This is a genomic window from Shinella sp. OV683, assembly GCF_057787725.1.
Genome location: NZ_CM173543.1, coordinates 1,851,429 through 1,870,635, shown reverse-complemented (window position 1 = coordinate 1,870,635; position 19,207 = coordinate 1,851,429). Strand labels below are relative to the sequence as shown.

General features: G+C 59.6%; 16 protein-coding genes. 7 read left to right on the top strand and 9 right to left on the bottom strand.

The window, feature by feature from the left end; translation table 11 throughout:
* Positions 1-5 precede the first annotated feature (5 nt).
* The 3 genes from ACXHRN_RS08885 to ACXHRN_RS08875 all read left to right on the top strand — a co-directional run bounded on the left by ACXHRN_RS08885 (position 6) and on the right by ACXHRN_RS08875 (position 3,534).
* Positions 6-974, top strand: coding sequence for a methyltetrahydrofolate cobalamin methyltransferase (locus tag ACXHRN_RS08885; RefSeq protein WP_488640956.1), 969 nt, complete (start codon positions 6-8; stop codon positions 972-974).
* 55 nt (positions 975-1,029) lie between these two features.
* Complete coding sequence (locus ACXHRN_RS08880) at positions 1,030-1,308, top strand: hypothetical protein (RefSeq protein WP_488640955.1); 279 nt, start codon at positions 1,030-1,032, stop codon at positions 1,306-1,308.
* Between the two features lie 183 nt (positions 1,309-1,491).
* A complete protein-coding gene (locus ACXHRN_RS08875; protein WP_488640954.1) occupies positions 1,492-3,534 on the top strand; it encodes an ASKHA domain-containing protein in 2,043 nt (680 codons plus the stop codon).
* A gap of 72 nt (positions 3,535-3,606) precedes the next feature.
* Here the strand turns inward: ACXHRN_RS08875 and ACXHRN_RS08870 are convergent, their stop codons facing one another.
* Positions 3,607-4,518, bottom strand: coding sequence for a LysR family transcriptional regulator (locus tag ACXHRN_RS08870; protein WP_488640953.1), 912 nt, complete (start codon positions 4,516-4,518; stop codon positions 3,607-3,609).
* A 117-nt stretch (positions 4,519-4,635) separates the two neighbouring features.
* On the opposite strand from ACXHRN_RS08870, the gene ACXHRN_RS08865 reads away from it, so the two are divergent.
* From ACXHRN_RS08865 to ACXHRN_RS08855, 3 genes are all read left to right on the top strand, one after another.
* The gene (locus ACXHRN_RS08865; protein ID WP_488640952.1) at positions 4,636-4,824 is read left to right on the top strand and encodes a hypothetical protein; all 189 of its coding nucleotides are present in this window, start codon (positions 4,636-4,638) and stop codon (positions 4,822-4,824) included.
* An 84-nt stretch (positions 4,825-4,908) separates the two neighbouring features.
* Complete coding sequence (locus ACXHRN_RS08860) at positions 4,909-5,103, top strand: hypothetical protein (RefSeq protein WP_488640951.1); 195 nt, start codon at positions 4,909-4,911, stop codon at positions 5,101-5,103.
* Between the two features lie 285 nt (positions 5,104-5,388).
* Positions 5,389-6,435, top strand: a complete 1,047-nt coding sequence (locus ACXHRN_RS08855) for a GlxA family transcriptional regulator (RefSeq protein ID WP_488640950.1) — start codon at positions 5,389-5,391, stop codon at positions 6,433-6,435.
* Between the two features lie 22 nt (positions 6,436-6,457).
* On the opposite strand, the gene ACXHRN_RS08850 is transcribed toward ACXHRN_RS08855, so the two are convergent.
* The 4 genes from ACXHRN_RS08850 to ACXHRN_RS08835 all read right to left on the bottom strand — a co-directional run bounded on the left by ACXHRN_RS08850 (position 6,458) and on the right by ACXHRN_RS08835 (position 12,599).
* Positions 6,458-7,750 (bottom strand): GGDEF domain-containing response regulator, encoded by a 1,293-nt coding sequence (locus ACXHRN_RS08850; protein ID WP_488640949.1) that lies wholly within the window; start codon positions 7,748-7,750, stop codon positions 6,458-6,460.
* Positions 7,751-8,059: 309 nt separating this feature from the next.
* Entirely contained in the window at positions 8,060-8,893 is an 834-nt protein-coding gene (locus ACXHRN_RS08845; protein ID WP_488640948.1) for a response regulator, read from the bottom strand.
* A gap of 167 nt (positions 8,894-9,060) precedes the next feature.
* Complete coding sequence (locus ACXHRN_RS08840; protein WP_488640947.1) at positions 9,061-11,622, bottom strand: GcvT family protein; 2,562 nt, start codon at positions 11,620-11,622, stop codon at positions 9,061-9,063.
* Between the two features lie 206 nt (positions 11,623-11,828).
* Complete coding sequence (locus tag ACXHRN_RS08835; protein ID WP_488640946.1) at positions 11,829-12,599, bottom strand: helix-turn-helix transcriptional regulator; 771 nt, start codon at positions 12,597-12,599, stop codon at positions 11,829-11,831.
* Between the two features lie 83 nt (positions 12,600-12,682).
* On the opposite strand from ACXHRN_RS08835, the gene ACXHRN_RS08830 reads away from it, so the two are divergent.
* Entirely contained in the window at positions 12,683-13,447 is a 765-nt protein-coding gene (locus ACXHRN_RS08830) for a class I SAM-dependent methyltransferase (RefSeq protein ID WP_488641866.1), read from the top strand.
* Between the two features lie 180 nt (positions 13,448-13,627).
* Here ACXHRN_RS08830 and ACXHRN_RS08825 read toward each other — a convergent pair whose 3' ends face one another.
* From ACXHRN_RS08825 to ACXHRN_RS08810, 4 genes are all read right to left on the bottom strand, one after another.
* A complete protein-coding gene (locus ACXHRN_RS08825) occupies positions 13,628-16,189 on the bottom strand; it encodes a mechanosensitive ion channel domain-containing protein (RefSeq protein ID WP_488640945.1) in 2,562 nt (853 codons plus the stop codon).
* A 113-nt stretch (positions 16,190-16,302) separates the two neighbouring features.
* Entirely contained in the window at positions 16,303-17,322 is a 1,020-nt protein-coding gene (locus ACXHRN_RS08820) for a FecCD family ABC transporter permease (protein WP_488640944.1), read from the bottom strand.
* A gap of 54 nt (positions 17,323-17,376) precedes the next feature.
* Positions 17,377-18,336, bottom strand: a complete 960-nt coding sequence (locus ACXHRN_RS08815; protein WP_488640943.1) for an ABC transporter substrate-binding protein — start codon at positions 18,334-18,336, stop codon at positions 17,377-17,379.
* Positions 18,333-19,154 (bottom strand): ABC transporter ATP-binding protein, encoded by an 822-nt coding sequence (locus ACXHRN_RS08810; protein ID WP_488640942.1) that lies wholly within the window; start codon positions 19,152-19,154, stop codon positions 18,333-18,335. The genes ACXHRN_RS08815 and ACXHRN_RS08810 overlap by 4 nt, the downstream gene beginning before the upstream one ends.
* Between the last annotated feature and the right edge of the window lie 53 nt (positions 19,155-19,207).

The following is a 19,207-nucleotide window of genomic DNA, read 5'->3' as shown; positions in this document are numbered from 1 at the left end:
TAACAATGACCCGTACCATCGTCGCATCCGCTACCCGCGAAATCATCATCGGCTTTGACCAGCCGTTCTGCGTCATCGGCGAGCGGATCAATCCGACCGGCCGCAAGAAGCTGGCCGCCGAAATGGCCGCCGGCAATTTCGAGACCGTCATCAAGGATGCGCTGGAACAGGTCGCCGCCGGCGCCACCATGCTCGACGTCAATGCGGGCGTCACCTCCGTCAACCCCAACGAGACCGAGCCGGGCCTGCTGGTGCAGACGCTCGAAATCGTCCAGGGCCTCGTGGATGTACCGCTGTCGATCGACAGCTCGGTGACCGCTGCCATCGAAGCCGCTCTCAAGGTCGCCAAGGGCCGCCCGCTGGTCAATTCGGTTACCGGCGAAGAGGAAAAGCTCGAAGCCATCCTGCCGCTGGTCAAGAAGTACAACGTTCCGGTCGTGGCGATCTCCAACGACGAAACCGGCATTTCGATGGACCCGGACGTGCGCTTTGCAGTCGCCAAGAAGATCGTCGAACGCGCCATGGACCACGGCATCAAGCCGGAAGACATCGTTGTCGACCCGCTGGTCATGCCGATCGGCGCTCTGGGCGATGCCGGCCGCCAGGTCTTTCAGCTGCTTTATCGCCTGCGCAACGAACTCAAGGTCAACACGACCTGCGGCCTCTCCAACATCTCCTTCGGCCTGCCGCACCGCCATGGCATCAATGCCGGCTTCATCCCGATGGTCATCGGCGCCGGCATGACTTCGGCGATCATGAACCCCTGCCGCCCGCAGGAAATGGAGGCCGTCCGCGCCGCCAACGTGCTCAACGGCACCGACCCCCACTGCAGCCACTGGATCAAGACCTATCGCGACCACAAGCCCAATGAACTGGGCGCTGCCGCTGTCCCGACGCCGGCGGCATCGTCGGCCCCGGCTGGTCGCCGCGGCGGACGTGCAAGCCGCGTGGGTGCTGGTGGCGCGGCGGAGTAACTCTCGAAAAGTGGTCTTGAATTTAACAAAGACGAAGATAATCACGGCTCTCAGGATGGTCGTGATTATCGTTCCGCTGGTGTTCCTGATCATCAAGTATGGACTTAGCGCCGCGGAGTTTAGTCACTTGTACACGGTCATGCATTCCACCATTGGCGCCCTCTTTTATCTGATACCCTTGCCATTGGTAGGTCTCGCAGGACTGGCAGTCATCAACTTCGTTGAACCAGACCAGCCGGAGCGGCGGGATTCAATCATGTCCTGGGCAAGTGTACTGGCTGTCGCAACAACGTTTCTGGCGTTGACTGCCTATGCCAAGATCACGACACCTTAGCGTGGGCGGCGGCCAGTCGGCAGTTCCAATTGTTAGATCACCCTGCACAAATGCTGCAGGGTGATCTTTGCATGTCGGGATTTGGATAATATTCAAGGCGATGAGGGTGCACTCTGCTAGAGAGCTGCATTCAGAGAGAAATTTGATATGCGATACGACGACACGTCGGGAAATGAGTCCGCAATGGCCGAAGGCGCAAGCAAGGATCCGCTCGTTCTATTCATGCCATCTGGCAAGCGCGGGCGCTTCCCGGTTGGCACGCCGGTTCTCGAAGCCGCCCGCAAGCTCGGCGTCTATGTCGAAAGCGTCTGCGGTGGCCGCGCCACCTGTGGCCGCTGCCAGGTCGAAGTGCAGGAAGGCAATTTTGCCAAGCACAAGATCGTCTCGTCCAACAACCACATTTCGGCACGCGGCCCCAAGGAAGAACGGTATGACCGCGTCCGCGGCCTGCCGGAAGGCCGTCGCCTCTCCTGTTCCGCCGAGATTCTTGGCGATCTCGTCATTGACGTGCCCCAGGATACCGTCGTCAACGCCCAGGTCGTCCGCAAGGCCGCGAGCGACCGCGTCATCGAGCGCAATGCCGCCGTCCAACTCTGCTATGTCGAGGTCGATGAACCCGATATGCACAAGCCGCTCGGTGACCTCGACCGCATGAAGATCATGCTCGAAAAGGATTGGGGCTGGAAGGATCTGCTGATCGCGCCCCACCTGATCCCACAGGTCCAGAAGATCCTCCGCAAGGGCAACTGGGGCGTCACCGCCGCCATCCACCGCGACATGGATTCCTCGCGTCCTTTCATCGTCGGCCTGTGGCCGGACCTCAAGAACGAGGCCTATGGCATCGCCTGCGATATCGGCTCGACCACCATCGCCATGCATCTCGTATCGCTGCTGTCTGGCCGTATCGTTGGCTCCGCCGGCACCTCGAACCCGCAGATCCGCTTCGGCGAAGACCTGATGAGCCGCGTCTCCTATGTCATGATGAACCCGGATGGCCGCGAAGCGATGACCGTTGCCGTGCGTGATGCGATCAACGGCCTGATTGGCAAGGTCTGCCAAGAGAATGGCGTCGACCGTGACGACATCATGGACATGGTATTCGTCGCCAACCCGATCATGCACCACCTGTTTCTCGGCATCGACCCGACCGAACTCGGCATGGCGCCCTTTGCACTCGCCGTTTCCGGCGCCCTGCAATATTGGGCGCACGAGATCGACATCAAGGTCAATCGCGGTGCACGCGTCTACATGCTGCCATGCATCGCCGGCCATGTCGGCGCCGACGCCGCTGGCGCGACCCTGTCGGAAGGCCCCTATCGGCAGGACAAGATGATGTTGCTGGTCGATGTCGGCACCAATGCCGAAATCATCCTCGGCAACAAGGATCGTGTCGTCGCCGCCTCCTCCCCCACCGGCCCGGCCTTCGAGGGCGCGGAAATCTCTTCGGGCCAGCGCGCAGCACCAGGCGCGATTGAGCGCGTGCGCATCGATCCTGTGACACTGGAGCCGAAGTTCCGGGTGATCGGCGTCGAGAAATGGTCCGACGAGGAAGGCTTCGAGGAAGATGCGGCAGCGGTTGGCGTCACCGGCATCTGCGGCTCGGCGATTATCGAAGTGGTTGCGGAAATGTATCTCTCCGGCATCATCTCGGAGGACGGCGTCGTCGACGGCGCGATGGCCGAACGCAGCCCGCGCATCATCGCCAATGGCCGCACATTCTCCTACCTGCTGCGCGGCGATGGCGAACAGCGCATCACCGTCACCCAGAACGACGTGCGCGCCATCCAGCTCGCCAAGGCCGCACTCTATGCCGGCATCAAGCTGCTGATGGAGAAGCTCGGCATCAACAAAGTCGATACGATCCGTTTCGCTGGCGCCTTTGGTTCGTTCATCGATCCGAAATACGCCATGGTTCTCGGCCTCATCCCCGATTGCGACCTCAACGAGGTCAAGGCCGTGGGCAACGCAGCCGGCACCGGCGCGCTGATGGCCCTGCTCAATCGCAACCACCGCCGCGAGATCGAGGGAATGGTCAAGAAGATCGAAAAGATCGAGACCGCACTGGAATCGAATTTCCAGCAGCTGTTCATCGACGCGATGGCGATGCCCAACAAGGTCGACGCCTTCCCGGAACTGGCCAAGGTCGTCACCCTGCCCGAGCGCAAGTCCGTGACCTCGGGTGGCGAAGATGGCGGCGGCCGCAGGCGGCGCCGCGAGCGCGGGTGAGAGCCCAGCCCTCATCTTGAATCAAAAAGCGCGCCACGAGGCGCGCTTTTTGCATTTGTTGGATGTTTTGGTTTACGCCGCCATTGCCGCGGGACGGCCAACCTGCAGGTCGCCGAGGGCTGCGCGCACATAGTCGGCAACGGCCCGCGCGGGTGCCTCTGCTCCCTCGCGGATGGCAAGGCCGATATCATAGGTGCCGAGATCCGGCAGGCCTTCGCGTTCGCCCAGCACGACCATGTCATCCTGGACCAGGAAGCGGGCCAGCGGCGCGATGGCAATATCGGCACGGATCGCCGCGGACTGGCCCATATGGCTGCCGCAATAGTAGGCGATGCGGAATTCCTTCTCCGACTTGGTGAGCTCTTCGAGCGCACGCGACCGCCAGATGCAGCCGGAATCCCACACGGAGATCGGCAGCGGTGTCTTCAAATGCGCCTGACCATGCTTCTTGCCCACCCAGACGAGTTTCTCCGCCATTACCTTTTCCGAGGGATCGGACCTGACGCCACCCAGGAAATTGTAGAGCGCCAGATCCAGCCGACCGTCTTCGATCGACTTGTGCAGGTTGGACGAAGAGTCGATCGTCACTTCGATCGCGAGGTTCGGCCAGGTCTCGGAGAGATGCTTGAGAATGCCGCCTAGCATCAGCTCGCCGATATCGTCAGGCGCACCGAGGCGCACGATGCCGTTCATGTCGGGGACGATGAAGCGCGACACCGCTTCGTTATTGAGTGCAAGCATGCGCTTGGCATAGCTCAGCAAAATTTCGCCATTGTGCGTCAGCGTCACCGAGCGCGCATCGCGGCGGAAAAGAGAGGCGCCAAGCGTTTCCTCGAGCTTCTTGATCTGCATCGACACAGCAGACGGCGTGCGGAACACCGCTTCGGCCGCCGTCGTGAAATTGCCGGTGTCGGCAATTGCGATGAATGTCTTCAACACATCCAGTTCGAGGACCGGCAGCGTTGCGGGGATTGCATTGGCCATTTCTGCACCTTCAATTTAATTGAACGATATCATCATTCCATTTCGTTTGATTGAACATCAAATAAATCCGATAGTCAAGCCGTCACCAAGGCTCGCCTCTCAAGAAAGGAAACGGCAATGCAGAATATCCTCTTCTCCGGTTCTGGTTCATTCCTCAACTATATTCAGGTCCACGCTCGCAGGGCACGCCTCGCCAAGCAACAGGCCCGGCTTCAGCGCGAACTCGCACGTCTGCCTCGTTATGTTGCAGATGATATCGGCGCCGGTCCCAATCAAGATCGATTCATCAATATTCTTGACGACTAGCATAAGACATATTCGTTTGTCTTATGAGACGCATCGGTAGATAAATTTAGCGGGTTCAACCCACCATCACGAGGAAGTACGACAATGAGCATCTCCAGTTTCGATAGCGGCCACTATTCCGGCATCCCGTCCCGGCATTCTTCAGGCATCTCCGGCTTCATCGCCTTCATCAGCGCCAAGTGGTCTGAGTACCGCCTGATGCGGTCGATCGAATCCGTTCCCTATGATGTCATGAAGGACGTCGGCTTCCCGGCCGCCGAGCGCACGAATGAAATGTAATCCCTGTCGCAAATAGGTCCGGAGTTCTCGGCATGATGCCGACGACCTCCGGACTACGCATTCAACCGATCGCTTACTCAACCTTTGTCTGCATATATTTTCAAAAACGATATTATCGCTAATTGCAGTTCGCTTCTGGAATACCCCTCCCTCCCCGGTTTTCTCCATCACCACCTGTGAACTTTTTGCGCCTGCCGCAATAAAGCTTGCAAGTGTCGCTAATACGCTATTCTTTTGTGACGCATTCAGACCAATTTTGTTCTACGCGACATAGAGAGAGTGACCATGCGCCCCGAGAGCTATTCGATCACCAAAAAGCCCGCCGCCATCAAGCGCACGATCGTGTTCTTTCTGGTGCCAAACTTCACCATGCTGCCGTTTTCGGCTGCGGTGGAAACCCTCCGCATCGCCAACCGCATGCTGGGCTACGAGGCCTATCAGTGGCGCCTGGCATCTGCTGACGGCCAGAAGGTCTACTCTTCCTCCGGCATCGGGCTTGAAGCCAAGACGTCGCTTATGGACGAGCGCAAGAACCTCTCCGGCGAAATGCGTCCCAACATGGTGCTGATCTGTTCGGGCATCTATGTCGAGGAATACCGCAACAAATCCGTCAACGCCTATCTGCGCGAAGTCTACAATCGCGGCATTGCGGTCGGCAGTCTCTGCACCGGCGCCCATGTTCTGGCGCAGGCCGGCCTGCTCAACGGCAAGCGTTGCGCCATCCACTGGGAGAACCTGCCCGGCTTTGCCGAAGCCTTCCCGCAGGCCGAAGTGCATGCCGACCTCTTCGAGATCGACGGCAACATCTACACTTGCGCCGGCGGCACCGCCTCGCTCGACATGGTGCTCTATTTCATCCGCCAGGATTTTGGCGAAAACCTCGTCAATCGAGTCTGCGAACAGCACCTGACCGACCGCGTCCGTTCCGCAAGCGACCGCCAGCGCCTGCCGTTGCGCGCCCGTCTCGGCGTACAGAACTCCAAGGTCCTGTCGATCATCGAGATCATGGAAAACAATCTGGCCGAACCGTTGTCCCTGGTCGACATTGCCGACAAAGCTGGCCTGTCGCGCCGCCAGATCGAACGCCTGTTCCGCCAGGAAATGGGCAGGTCCCCCGCCCGCTACTATCTCGAAATCCGCCTCGACCGCGCCCGCCATCTCTTGGTGCAATCCTCGATGCCGGTGGTCGAAGTAGCGGTGGCCTGTGGCTTCGTCTCCGCCTCGCACTTCTCCAAATGCTACCGCGAGCTCTACGGCCGTTCGCCGCAACAGGAACGCGCAGATCGCAAGCAGCTTGCGACCCAGCCGAGCGTCAACGGCGCCGTAATGTAAGACCGACAGACAAGATCATGGCTTACGAAGCCATGATCTTGGTAACCTGATAATCCGAAAACACCTGGTTTCGACCGGAATGCTTGGCCAGATAGAGATACTGGTCGGCAGCGTTCAGGTAGTTGTCGAAGGTTTCGGCCCCCGAGATCGTCGCGAGCCCCATCGACACGGTCACCGACAGGTCCTCGTCATCCACGACGACGCGCACCCTGGCGATCTCCTCGCGGATATGGTCGCAGAATTCAAAGGCCTGCTGGATATCCAGCCCACAATAGAGGACGCCGAATTCCTCGCCGCCGAGCCGCGCCACCATGTGCCGCTTTTCGCCGACCACCGCCAGCAGCCGCTTGGAAACCGCTTTCAGCACGAGATCGCCGACTTCGTGACCATAGGTGTCATTGAGCCGCTTGAAATGATCGATATCCATCAGCGCCATGGAGACAGGCATGTCCTGCCGCAAACAGACATCGACGATCTTCGGCCCACGATCGAAGAAGTACCGCCGATTGAGAAGGTCGGTGAGATAGTCGCGGCTGGCCATGCGCTGCAGCGCCTGGATCTGCTTGTGGATCGTCATCACATGGTTCAAACGACCGGCAAGGTCCTCGGAGCTTATCGGCAGGTGGACGAAATCGTCACCGCCGGCCCCTAGAAAGCGCGCCACGTCATCCTGCCCCGTGAGCTTGGAATAGCCGACAACCCGCAATGTGCTCTCGCCGTAGCGGTTCTGCAGCGCCGTGATCAGCTCGAAGTTGTTCGGAGCGGCGAGATCGGCGCGCACCAGGATCAACTCGATATTGCGGCATTTATCCAGTTGTGTTGCCGCCTGTTCTTCCGAGTTCACCACAAGCGGGAAATAGTCGACTGCGCTCAGCAAGTCGGCGATGGCGCAGTTCTCGTCGGAATCAATCACCAGCAATTGCGCGTGGCTCTGCTGCAGGCAGCGGTCGACCACCCCGGTCAGGTCGTCTATCGAATGAATGGAACTCTTGGCGACGTAATCGTAGACGTTGCGAGCCAGGATTTCCGCCCTGCGGATATCGCTGCTGATGCCAGAGAAAACGACCGAGGGGATATTCTCCGACAACACGAGTTCAAGCGCCTCGCCGTTTGGCGCATCCGACTGGCAAAGGTCGAGGATTGCAAGCGCGAAGGTCTCGCGTGAGGTCGACAGAAGATGCCGAAGTGCAGCCAAGGTCGCACAATGCGTCACCGTCACGCCAAACAGTGTTTCGAGCCGGTCCTTGATGGCGATGGAATAGAAACGCGTATCCTCGACAAGCAGAACTTGCCGGCCTTGATATTTCCCAGGCATCAAAGACTTACGGATCGCTTCGCGAAAAGCCACGTTTCGCACATCCCCTAGACGTATCGATTTTATTGGTAGCAGGACGGTATGCGCTGCTAGCCGCTGCCGGGAGGGAATAACCCGCCTCACCAGTGGAGCACAGTATGTTTTTCTTATATGCAGACGTTATTCCGTGTGCACTTTCCAAAGTGTTAAAGTATCTGAATCTTTGTACTGCTTTGGGAATACAGTTTACTTCGTCCTAAATATTAGTGATTCCTAACATTAGAGTTTTTGCTTCGACTTATTTAAGACTATCCTTCGACACCTGCGCGATCAGCTCGCCTTCTTCTGACGCGACAGCAGCAGCTTCATCTGCGACAGCGTGTCGAGGTTCTGGTTGACGCGGCAGTAGAATTCCTCGTCGATGAACGGGCGCATCATGAAGTCGTTGCCGCCGGCCTTCAGGAAACGCGCCGAGAGAAGGCGATCGGTCGAAGACGACACGCCGATGATCCTCAGCTGGTGCGAACCGATATGCGCACGCGTCCGCCGCGTCAGTTCGAAGCCGTCGATATCGGGCATGTTGTAATCGGTGATCATCAGCGAGATGTCGCGATTTGCCTTCAGGATATCGAGCGCCTTCTGGCCGTTTTCGGCGGCGCTGACCTTGAAATTGTAGCGCTTGAGGCGCGTGGTCAGCAGCGCGCGTGCGGTCTGGCTGTCATCGACGATCAGTACATGGTGGGTATGGTTGGTCAGGAAGCGGCACACGGCTTCGACAAGCATGTCGACGGCAAACACGCTGTCCTTGATGATGTAATCGACGATCTGGTTCGACAGCAGCTTGTCGCGCGTCGTATCCTGCAGCGTGCCAGTGAAAACGATGGTCGGGATCGCCACATCGACGAGATAGTCCAGGGCCTCGCCCTGCTCGGCGCCCGGCAGGTTGATATTGGAAATCGCCAGCTTGATCGGGATGTCGGACTTCTCGTTGGCCTGCTGCAACTCTTCGAAATTGCGGCAAATCTCGATATCGATATGCAGCAGTTCCTTGATCCGCTGGCTGATCATCGAGGTGAAGACATTGGAGTCCTCGGCAACGATAATGCGGTTGCCCTTCAGCGACACGCCGGAATAGTGCATTCCGGAAACACCCAAGAAATCCATGACTTGCCTTTGCCCAGATTGAAATTGCCCCGATCCGGGAAGCTATGCGACAGGCTTTGAAAATTGGTTAAGGACGAACTGCAAGAAAACCGGGCATAACCATGAAAAACGGCCCCTGTGACGGGGCCGCAATTCAGTTTCCAAATGGCTTTCCGGATTACGCCGGCTCACGTCTTGGGCTTGAGGTTCTGCGGGTCGTAGAGCGGCTTGTAACCGATGCCGACGACCTCGACCGGATAGGTCTCGTTGAAATACTCGACCACCAGCTTGCGGCCTTCCTGGCAATAGGACCAGGGAAGATATGCGAGCGCAATGTTTTTGCCGATCGTCGGGCCAAAGGCGACCGAGGTGGTGTAGGAGCGGCGTCCCAGTTCGTCGACCAGTACTTCCTTGGTCTCCGGGTCGATGACCGGCATCGTGCCGACGGGATAGCGTTTGACACCCCTGGAGTCGGTATTTTCAGTCATGACAAGCGTGCAGAGCATTGCCGGCTGGTGTTCGCGCGCCTTGTATTCGAGATGCTTTGCCTTGCCACGGAAATCGGATTCCTTGACCTTCGGGCGGGCGAGATCGGCCTCGATGAGGTTGTATTGGGTGAGCAGGTCGGCATTCTGCAGACGCAGGCTCTTTTCCATGCGGCGGGAATTCGCATAGGTCTCGACGCCGAAGGCCATGACGCCCGTGGAGCGAAGCGCATCCCAGACGGCGAGGCCGTCCTCGTATTTCATGTGAAGTTCCCAGCCCTGCTCGCCGACATAGGAGATGCGGAAAGCGGTGACTTGTCTGCCGCCGATCTCAATCTGCTTGATGGCGGCGAAGGCGAAGTTCTCCGCATCGAGTCCCGCGGGGTCCTTGACAACCTTCTTCAGCGTGTCGCGGGCGTTCGGCCCCCAGATGCCGATGGTGATGAATTTCTCGGTCACATCGGTGATGGTGACGTCGAGGCCACGATCCTCCGCCACACGTTTCATGTAGTGGAAATCGCGCGGGCCGGCATCGGCGCCGTTGATCAGCCGGCAACGGTCAGCCATGCGGATGACGGTGAAGTCGGCGCGCACCATGCCCTCATCATCGAGGAAGTGGGTGTAGATGCCCTTGCCGATATTGTTGTCGCCACCGATCTTGGCAGCGCAGAGCCATTCGAGAAGCTCGACATGGTCCGGCCCCTCAATGTCCACCATGTGGAAGTGGCTGAGGTTGACGATGCCGCAATCCTCGGTCATCGCCAGATGCTCGGCATTGGAGACGCGCCAGAAATGGCGGTTGTCCCACTCGTTCTCGCGGACCGGGACCTGATTGCCGTACTTTTCCAGCAGGTGCTCATTGGCGGCGTAGCCATGGGCACGCTCCCAGCCGCCGAGTTCCATGAAGTAGCCGCCGAGTTCCTTCTCGCGCTCGTAGAAGGGCGAGCGCTTGGCGCCGCGGCCGGAGGCGTAGGGCTCGCGGGTATGGACGGCCGGGAAATACACCTTCTGCGCGGCTTCGAAGCAGCGGCCTTCGATGAATTCCTCGGTCAGCTGGTGTGGATAGAAGCGCGAATAGTCGATCGAGTTGTGGTCGATCTCCGTACGGCCGTCGGTCATCCAGTCGGCGATGAGCTTGCCGTAGCCCGGGCCATCCTTGACCCAGATCGCCACGCAATACCACAGGCCGCGGACCTTCTGGCTTTCGCCGCAGGACGGGCCGCCGGCAGCGGAAACCTGCAGCAGGCCGTTGAAGGAATGACCTTCGTTGTAGCCGATTTCACCGAGGATCGGCGTCAACTCGATTGCCTTTTCGAGCGGCTCGAGGATCTGCTCCATCTCGAGATCGCGCTGCGAGGGCGAGAGGCGGGCCTCGTTCTTTTCAAGGATATCTCTGGGGTGGCAGAGGCGCGGATTGGTCTGCTCGTAATAGCCCCATTCGATCTGGCCGCCCTCGGTCGTCTTTGGGTCGCCAGTGTCGCGCATGTAGGCCGAGTTGCCCTGGTCGCGCAGCAGCGGAAAGCCGATTTCCTTGCCGGTGCCTTCGAACTCATTGTAGGGGCCGAAGAAGGTCAGGGGATGGTCGACCGGCATGACCGGAAGATCCTCGCCGACCATTTCGGCGATCAGGCGCCCCCAGATGCCGGCGCAGACGATGACGTGGTCGGCCATGATGGTGCCGCGGTGGGTGACGACGCCCTTGATGCGGCCGTTCTCGACGATCAGAGACTTGGCTGGCGTGTTGGAAAAGGACTGCAGCTTGCCGGTCTTTTCGGCAGCATCCACCAGCTTGCCGGCAACGGTCTGCGAACGGGGAATGACGAGCCCGGCATCGGGATCGAACATGCCGCCCATCACCTTGTCTTCCTCGATCAGCGGGAACATCTGCTTGATCTCGGCAGGGTCGACATAATGGGCGCGGGTGCCGAAGGCCTTGGCGGAGGAGAGCTTGCGCTTGATCTCTTCCATCCAGGAGTCGTCGCCGGTGCGGGCAACTTCGAGGCCACCGATACGAGCGTAGTGGCCCATCTTCTCGTAGAAATCGATCGAATACTGGGTGGTCCATACCGACAGGAAGTCATGGCTCGTTGTGTAGCAGAAGTCCGACGCATGCGCCGTGGAGCCAATGTCGGTCGGGATGCCCGATTTGTCGATGCCGACGATATCGTCCCATCCACGCTCGATGAGATGATGAGCGATGGAGGCTCCCACGATGCCACCCAACCCGATGATGACGACTTTCGCCTTTTGCGGAAACTCTGCCATTTGCCTTACGATCCTGATTGATGTTGAGGACGGATTTTGGGGTCTGCGACATCTACGCGTTCCCGAAAATCGAATTGAGAGGACTATGATGAAGTCGCAACAAGGCTAGCCGCTCGTTTGCGACATGAGAAGGGGATCACGCGACTTGCCAGAAAAAAACCAAATCGTGACGCAAATTCGCTATTCACCGAACAGGCGCCGAAGAGTCAGGCAGGCATCAGGAAGACCAGTTTGTAGTCCGGGCGATCCGAGGGACGAAGCGTGTGCTGCTCGAACGTGAGCATGCCGCGCTTTGCATGCGAGAAGGTTCGGGAGCCACCCTCACGATCAAGCACGCTCTGTTCCTTCCAGGTCCGCGCAAAGAAGGGGCTTGCCCGCTTCAACTCATCGAGCAACGCATTCATTTCGGGATCGTTGAAGCTGTGGCTGTAGTCCGCACGCAACTCCGCCAGAACCCGCGCCGCGCGGTGTTCCCAGGCGGGAATGAGTTTTTTCGCCACGGGATCCAGAAAGATGAAACGCAGCAGGTTTCGCTGGCAGCCGTCGCAGAGCCAGCCGTCGAACAGTTCCGCTGCCGCCTCGTTCCAGCAGCAGGCATTCCAGAAGCGGTCTAGCCCATAGGCGGGATGCTCAAGCGAATCGACCACCGCCCGCAGCGATGCCGGCGCATTGTCGGTGTCCTCATGTGCCTCGGCGTCTGGATCGCGTCGACCAGCCAGGTCGAACAGATAGACCCGCTCGGCCCGCGTCAGTCTCAATGCGACCGCCAGCCTGCTCAGCGCCTGTGGCGAGGCCTGCACCTCCCTGCCCTGTTCGATCCAGGCGCACCAGGTCGCCGAAATGCCGGCGCGCACCGCAAGCTCCTCGCGGCGGAGACCGGGCGTTCGCCGCCGTCCCGCCGGCTGTTCGGGCGTCAGCCGCTCGCGATGCGCACGCACGAATTCCCCCAGCAACTGTCTTTGATCGTCATCCAGCATGGGATCACTTATACCAGGATAAACTGTCATCTTGTAACAGAATAATTTTCAGGCATGCTCTCTCCAATCCAAAGGAGAAAATGATGAAACCCGCCCATGACAGAAACGTCCAGAACCAGTTCGGCCCGCGCGCCACGGCCTATGTCGAAAGCGCCGTCCACTCGCAAGGTGAGGACCTGATCGCGCTCGAAAAGATCGTCAGGGACATTGCTCCCCACCATGCGCTTGATCTGGGCTGCGGCGGAGGCCACGTCGCCTATACGATGGCGACCTATGCGAGGCAGGTCACGGCATCGGACCTGTCTGCCGACATGCTGTCGGCGGTCGCCGAGACTGCACGGTCGAGGGGTCTCAGCAACATCGAGACGGTCGAGGCATCCGCCCAGGATTTGCCCTTTAACGACGGCACATTCGATTTTCTCGGCTGTCGCTATTCCGCCCACCATTGGTTCGACATCGAGCAAGGCCTCCGTGAAGCGCGCCGTGTACTGCGGAAGGGCTCGACGGCGGTCTTCATCGACGTCTATTCGCCTGGTCGCCCGTTGCTGGATACCCATCTGCAGGCGATCGAACTGCTGCGCGACACGTCACATGTCCGCAACTATACGGCCGCGGAATGGACCAACATGCTGGCGCATGCCGGCTTCACGGTCAGCGCTACGAAGACTCGCCAGGTGCGGATGCATTTCGAGACCTGGATCGCCCGCATGGCGACACCGCCTGTCTACGAAAAGGCGATCCGGGCTTTGCAGGAAGCCGCGCCCGCCGAGGTCCGCGAGCATTTCGCCATCGAGGCCGACGGGTCGTTCATGCTCGACATGCTGATGGTCGAAGCTGTCGCGGCGTAAGGCACGTCAGACTACTGACAAAGTCTCCGTCGTCATCCTCGGGCTCGTCTCGAGGATCTGCCACCGTGAAATATAATCATCATTTTCAATTACTTAATGAGTCGAAGTAGATCCTCGCCACAAGGGCGAGGATGACGATGCGGGGCTGTACAGGTTTATCAACAAGCAGGTGAGCGCTGCTTAGCGCGCGTCATCCCCATCGCCATCATCGCGCGGGCCGTTGTCGGGTGTGTTGTCGCCGTCCGCATCGTAATTGTCATCTGACCGGTCGAGATCCCTTGCCTTGGCCTCGGCCTGCTTGCGGCTACGTTCACGTTGATGGCGGATGTTCCTCGCCGCTTCAGGTGAAAGCCCTTCGGTATCCTCCAACTCGCCCTCTCGTTCAAGCCGCACGCTAAGCTCGCGCCGCGGGAACGGAATCTCGATTCCCTCCTCCTTGAAACGCTCGAGGATGGCGATCCGCACGTCGTTGCGCACGGGACCACCATTGAGAATATCCGCCAGATAGAAACGCAGCTCGAATTCCAGCGCGAATTCGCCGAATCTGAGAAAGCTGACATTCGGCTCCGGCACCGTCAGGATTGTCGGATGCGCATTGGCGATTTCCATCAGGATTTCCATCACTTGGCGCGGATCGCTTTCATAGGCAACCGAAACCGCAACCTCGCTGCGCGCCAGCGAATTGCGCAGCGTCCAGTTGCCGACGGCAGCGTTGATCAGCTGCGAATTCGGCACGATGATCGACTGGTTCTGGAAGGTCTCGACTTCAGTGGCGCGCACGGAAATCCGGCGCACAAACCCCTCCGTCGGTCCCGCCACGATCCAGTCGCCGACCTTGAAGGGACGCTCGGCCAGCAGGATCAGGCCCGAGACGAAATTCTGCACGATCGTCTGCAAGCCAAAGCCGATACCGAGCGAGAGAGCACCGGCGACCAGCGCAAGGCTGGACAGGTTGATGCCCGCCGCGGAAATCCCGATCAGGCCGGCAAGCGCAATCCCGACATAGCCGAGTGCGGTGTTGACCGAGTTGCGCACGCCCATATCGACATGCGAGCGCGCCATGACATTGCGGTCCAGCCACTTCTGGAACCAGCGGGTGCCGAAATAGCCCGCCACGAACAGCAGCAGACCGACGAGAATGCCGAGCAATGATATGGTGATGTTGCCGATCTTGATCTCGGTAAACAGCCGCACGAACAGCGCCCAGATATCCTCGCTGCGAAATCCCCATTGCAGCATGATCAATGGCAGGCCGATGATCGTCACCAGAACATAGATCGCCAGGCCGATCACCAGCCCCAGCTGGTCGAGTTTGATGTCATCGAATTTGTGATTTTCGGCAAGACGATGCCCGGCCGCCGTGTCGCGGAAGACATTGTGCTTGGAGATTGCATGACCGGTGAGAAAGCCGATGTAGATTGTGATGAGAAGCGCACCGGTAATGACGATCTGCGTTGAGGCGAATTGCGCAAGCCCGATATAGCCGACCAGCGCAGTGATGATCAGCGCAATTCCGCCGATCAGGAAGACGACCCGGATGAAGCGAGGCCATGGGAGATCAGGGCCTCCCGCCGGGTCTCGCATCGGCCGCACGAAGGCCAGGGCGATCAACAGCAGGCCAATAATGACCGAGGACAGGAAGCCGCGGGCAACCGAGAGCGCAATTGGAGAATCGAGCGCTTCAGTCGCCTCGCCGGCAAGATAGCCGATGCCGTTGATCACGGCCATGATTGTCACGTAAGCGAGCAGGATCTGCGCCCCGCGGTCAGACACGTCGATCAACCGCCAGGCTGGCTTGCGCGGCGCCACGATCGATCGCGCCAGCTTGTAGACGAAGTAGATACCAGCGAGCACCCACATCAGTGCCTGGAATATCTGCGCGATATCCTGGCGCAGGACATTGAAGTAATTGAGCAGGAACAAGCTGGTAATCACAAAGCCCGCAGTGGCGATATTGGGAATGAGGGTCGACCAGAAGGCTCTGGAAAGCCGGGTGATGTAGGCAGGGTTTTCGTCCTGCTCTTCCCTGCGGATCAGCGGCGCAAACGCCCAGCGCACCAGCCACATGAAAATCATCGCCGCACCGAGCGACAAGAACAACGCCGAGAGCAAACTGCTGCGCTTGTAGTTCCACATGAAGTCCAGCGAAGAACTCGTCTTGGTGACCAGTTCCTGGCTCTCTCCGCGCGCTGCTTCGACAGTCTCTTCGAGCAATTGCGGCGTAACCTCGGTGCGGCGCAGCAGGGTCTCGGTGAAAAGCTTGCGCCTCAAATCACTGATATGGGTGGAGAGTTTCGTCGCAGCCGTGTCAAGCGCTTCACCATCCGTGAGGATAGTGTTCATCTGGGCCTTCTCGCCCTGCAGGCGCTTGCGGTCGCTGGAAAGGCCAGGATTCTCCACAGGCTGGCCTTCGTCAGGCGCCTTGCCGATCTCGTCCAGCCGCTTGGCGACCAGATTGTAGCGATGCTCGAGCGATCCCATCGCCGTCGAGATGGCCTTGCCGATGCTTTCGGCCTGTATCTTGAGCTTGGAGAGCTGCGCATCGGCGGTTGCCGCTTCATCGACCTTCTTCTGCAAGGCCTCCAGCGATTGGCCAGCCTTCTGAAGATCCGCCTTTACCTGCTCCTGCAATGCTGCGACAGCGGCGACGACCGCACTCTGCGACTCGCCATCTTCCTGCGCGAAGGCAGGCGTAGCGGTCGTCGCACCCAGTGCCAGCCAGCCGGCCAACAGCTGGATCATCAGGAGTTTCGTCACCGTCGTGAAGCTGTGCAAGTCTCAAGTCCTCGTCATCTGGTTGCCAGCGGCGCTGCCCGTTCATGAAAGAAAAGGCCCTGCACGGCAAGCAAAATCCGTCAGTCCGACCGGCTGAGGATCCAGATGAATGCCAACCCGCCCGCCAATCCCGTCACCACGCCGATCGGCATATCCTCGGGCGCCATGACGATGCGCGCCACGAGATCTGCCCAGATCAGCGTCAGTGCCCCCGTAAAGGCGGAAAGCGGCAACACCTTGGCATTGTCGCCACCGACCACCAGACGCACGAAATGCGGCACCATCAGCCCGACAAAGCCGATCGCGCCGGAAAATGCCACCATCACGCCGGTCAGCAGCGCAGTAACGACAAACAGCGTCATGCGAAACCGAACGACCGGAATGCCGAGCGTGGCTGCCGTCTCGTCGCCCATGGCAACCGCATTGAGCGCGCGTGCATGCGCCATCAGATAGGCCAGCGTCGCCCCGAGCACGACAGCGGGAAAAATGAGCTGCGGCCATTGCGCCAGACCCAGCCCGCCCAGCATCCAGAACACCACCGATTGGGCCGCGCGCGGATCGCCCATGAAAACCAGCAGGTTGGCGAGCGCCGTGAAGATGAAAGCCACCGCCACGCCTGCCAGAACCAATCGGTCCGCCTGCATGGAATTGGTGGCTCGCGCCACCAGGGGCACCGCCATGATGGCAATCAACGCGCCGCCGAAAGCAAATAGCGGGACGGTCAGCAATCCCAGGAACATGCCAGTATGCAGCAGCGCCAGCACAGCCCCGAACGCCGCCCCCGAGGACACGCCGAGCAGATGCGGATCGGCCAGCGGATTGCGCGTCAGCGGCTGCAGCACAGCCCCCGTCAACCCGAGCCCCGCCCCCACCAGCGCACCCAGCAGCACACGCGGAAACCGCACATCCCAGACGATGCTCTCGCGCCCAGCCGACCATGTCGCGGCGAATGTGCCGGGCGAGACCTTGTTGATGACGATCTGCCAGACGGTGACGAAAGGGATATCGGCGGCGCCGAGGGAAACGGCTGATGTAATGGAGAAGAGTGCGAGGAGGATGAGGATAAGCGAAATCAGAAAAGTCGGAAGGCGGCGGGACATCAACAGGTGCCCCACATCGGGGCCTTGCGCCCGGGTGTGCTCAGCATGCAGATCTCACGTCCCCTTCGGGTGAAACGCCCTGGCCAGCCGCGCGATCGCGTCGATATTGCGCGGGCCTGGCGTTGCCTCGACGTAATCGAGCACCACGAAACGATCGTTCTTCACCGCATCGATGTTTTTGAAGGCCGGATTGTTCTTCATGAAAGCGATCTTCTGTTCGGCCGTTACCTCGCCGTAGTTGACGATGACGATCACCTCCGGGTTCTTGTCGATCACGGGCTCCCAAGAGACTTCCGTCCAGCTCTTCTCCACATCGTCCATGATGTTGGTGCCGCCCGCCGCCTTGATCTCGGCAGTCGGAATGCCGAAGCGACCGGCCGTAAACGGCTTCTCCTCGCCGGAATCATAAACGAACACCCGTACCGGCCGGTCGATCTTGCCGATACCAGCCTCGATCCCGGCGAGCTGTTGGCGGTAGCCATCGACCAGTGTTTGCGCCCGATCCTCGACATGGAAGATCTTGCCGAGATTGATGAGATCGACATACATGTCGTCCATCGTGGGCTTGTTCTTCGCCATGATGTGGATGCAGCTTTCGGTGAGTTCATAGACCTTGATGCCGAGCGGCTCCATCGTCTCGGGCGTGACGTCTCCGCCCACCTTCATGCCGTAGTTCCAGCCCGCGAAATAGAAATCGGCATCGGCATTCAGCAACACTTCCTTGCTCGGATATTTCGGCGACAGCTCCGGCAGCTCCTTGACGCCCTCGCGTAATTTCGCATCAAGCGTCTTCCAGCCGGACACGCCGGTATAGCCGACCATATGGTCCTGCAGCTTCAGCGCCAGCATCATCTCGATGAGATTGACGTCATTGGCGATCGCCCGCTTCGGCACATCGGCAAAGGTGACATCGCGGTTACAGCTCTTGACGGTGACCGGCGCGGCGAGCGCAGAAGTGGCAAGAAAGACCAGCGCCGCGGCGCTCGCAAAAGCTAGAAAAGGCTTATAGATCACGCAATTGCTCCTATTTGTTCAGAGATTGTGTCAGAAAGCGAAAAGGTAAAACGAGCCTGCTTGCTCAAGCCGCCGGCATGCGCAGTCGCACTCACCCCGAAAGCCTGGGAAATGTTGCTCGCGGTGAGCACGTCACGCGGCTCGCCGAAGGCGACGAACCGGCCATGATCGATGATCGCCGCCTTGGTGGCGAAATCGGCGGCCAGATTGATGTCGTGCAAGGTGGTGATGATGGTGATGCCGAGCACCTTGATGCGCTCGATCACTTCAAGCTGATGGCGAATGTCGAGATGATTGGAGGGCTCATCGAGAACAAGCAGTTTGGGCGATTGGGCAAGCGCTCGCGCCACCAGCACCCGCTGCTTCTCACCGCCGGAAAGCGTAGAAAACTTGCGATCCTCCAATCCCTCAAGGCCGAGATGGCCCAGCGCATGCGCGGCATGCTGATGATCGGCGTCCGACCAGCGCGTATAGCCCTTGCGCCAGGGAATGCGCCCCATCAGCACGATATCGCGAACGCTGAAGGGAAAATTCGCCGGCGTCTCCTGCAACACCACAGCGATGATACGCGCCACGTCCGAGGGCGATTGCGCCCAGATGTCCTGTCCACCCAGTCGCACCATACCGGCATTCGGCTTGATGGCACGATAGAGGCAGCGCAGCAGCGTCGACTTGCCGGCGCCGTTCGGCCCGACGATCACCAGCCGATCACCGGGCGCCACCGAAAAGCTGATATCCCTGATCAGGCTGTCGCGTCGACGCGGTGCCCAGCTGAGACCCGTAACGTCGAGGCTGACTCCAGAGGTGACGCAACTCATCGGCCCCGCCCTCCGAGAACAGGTTCCATGCTGCGACCAGCCGCCAAGAGACG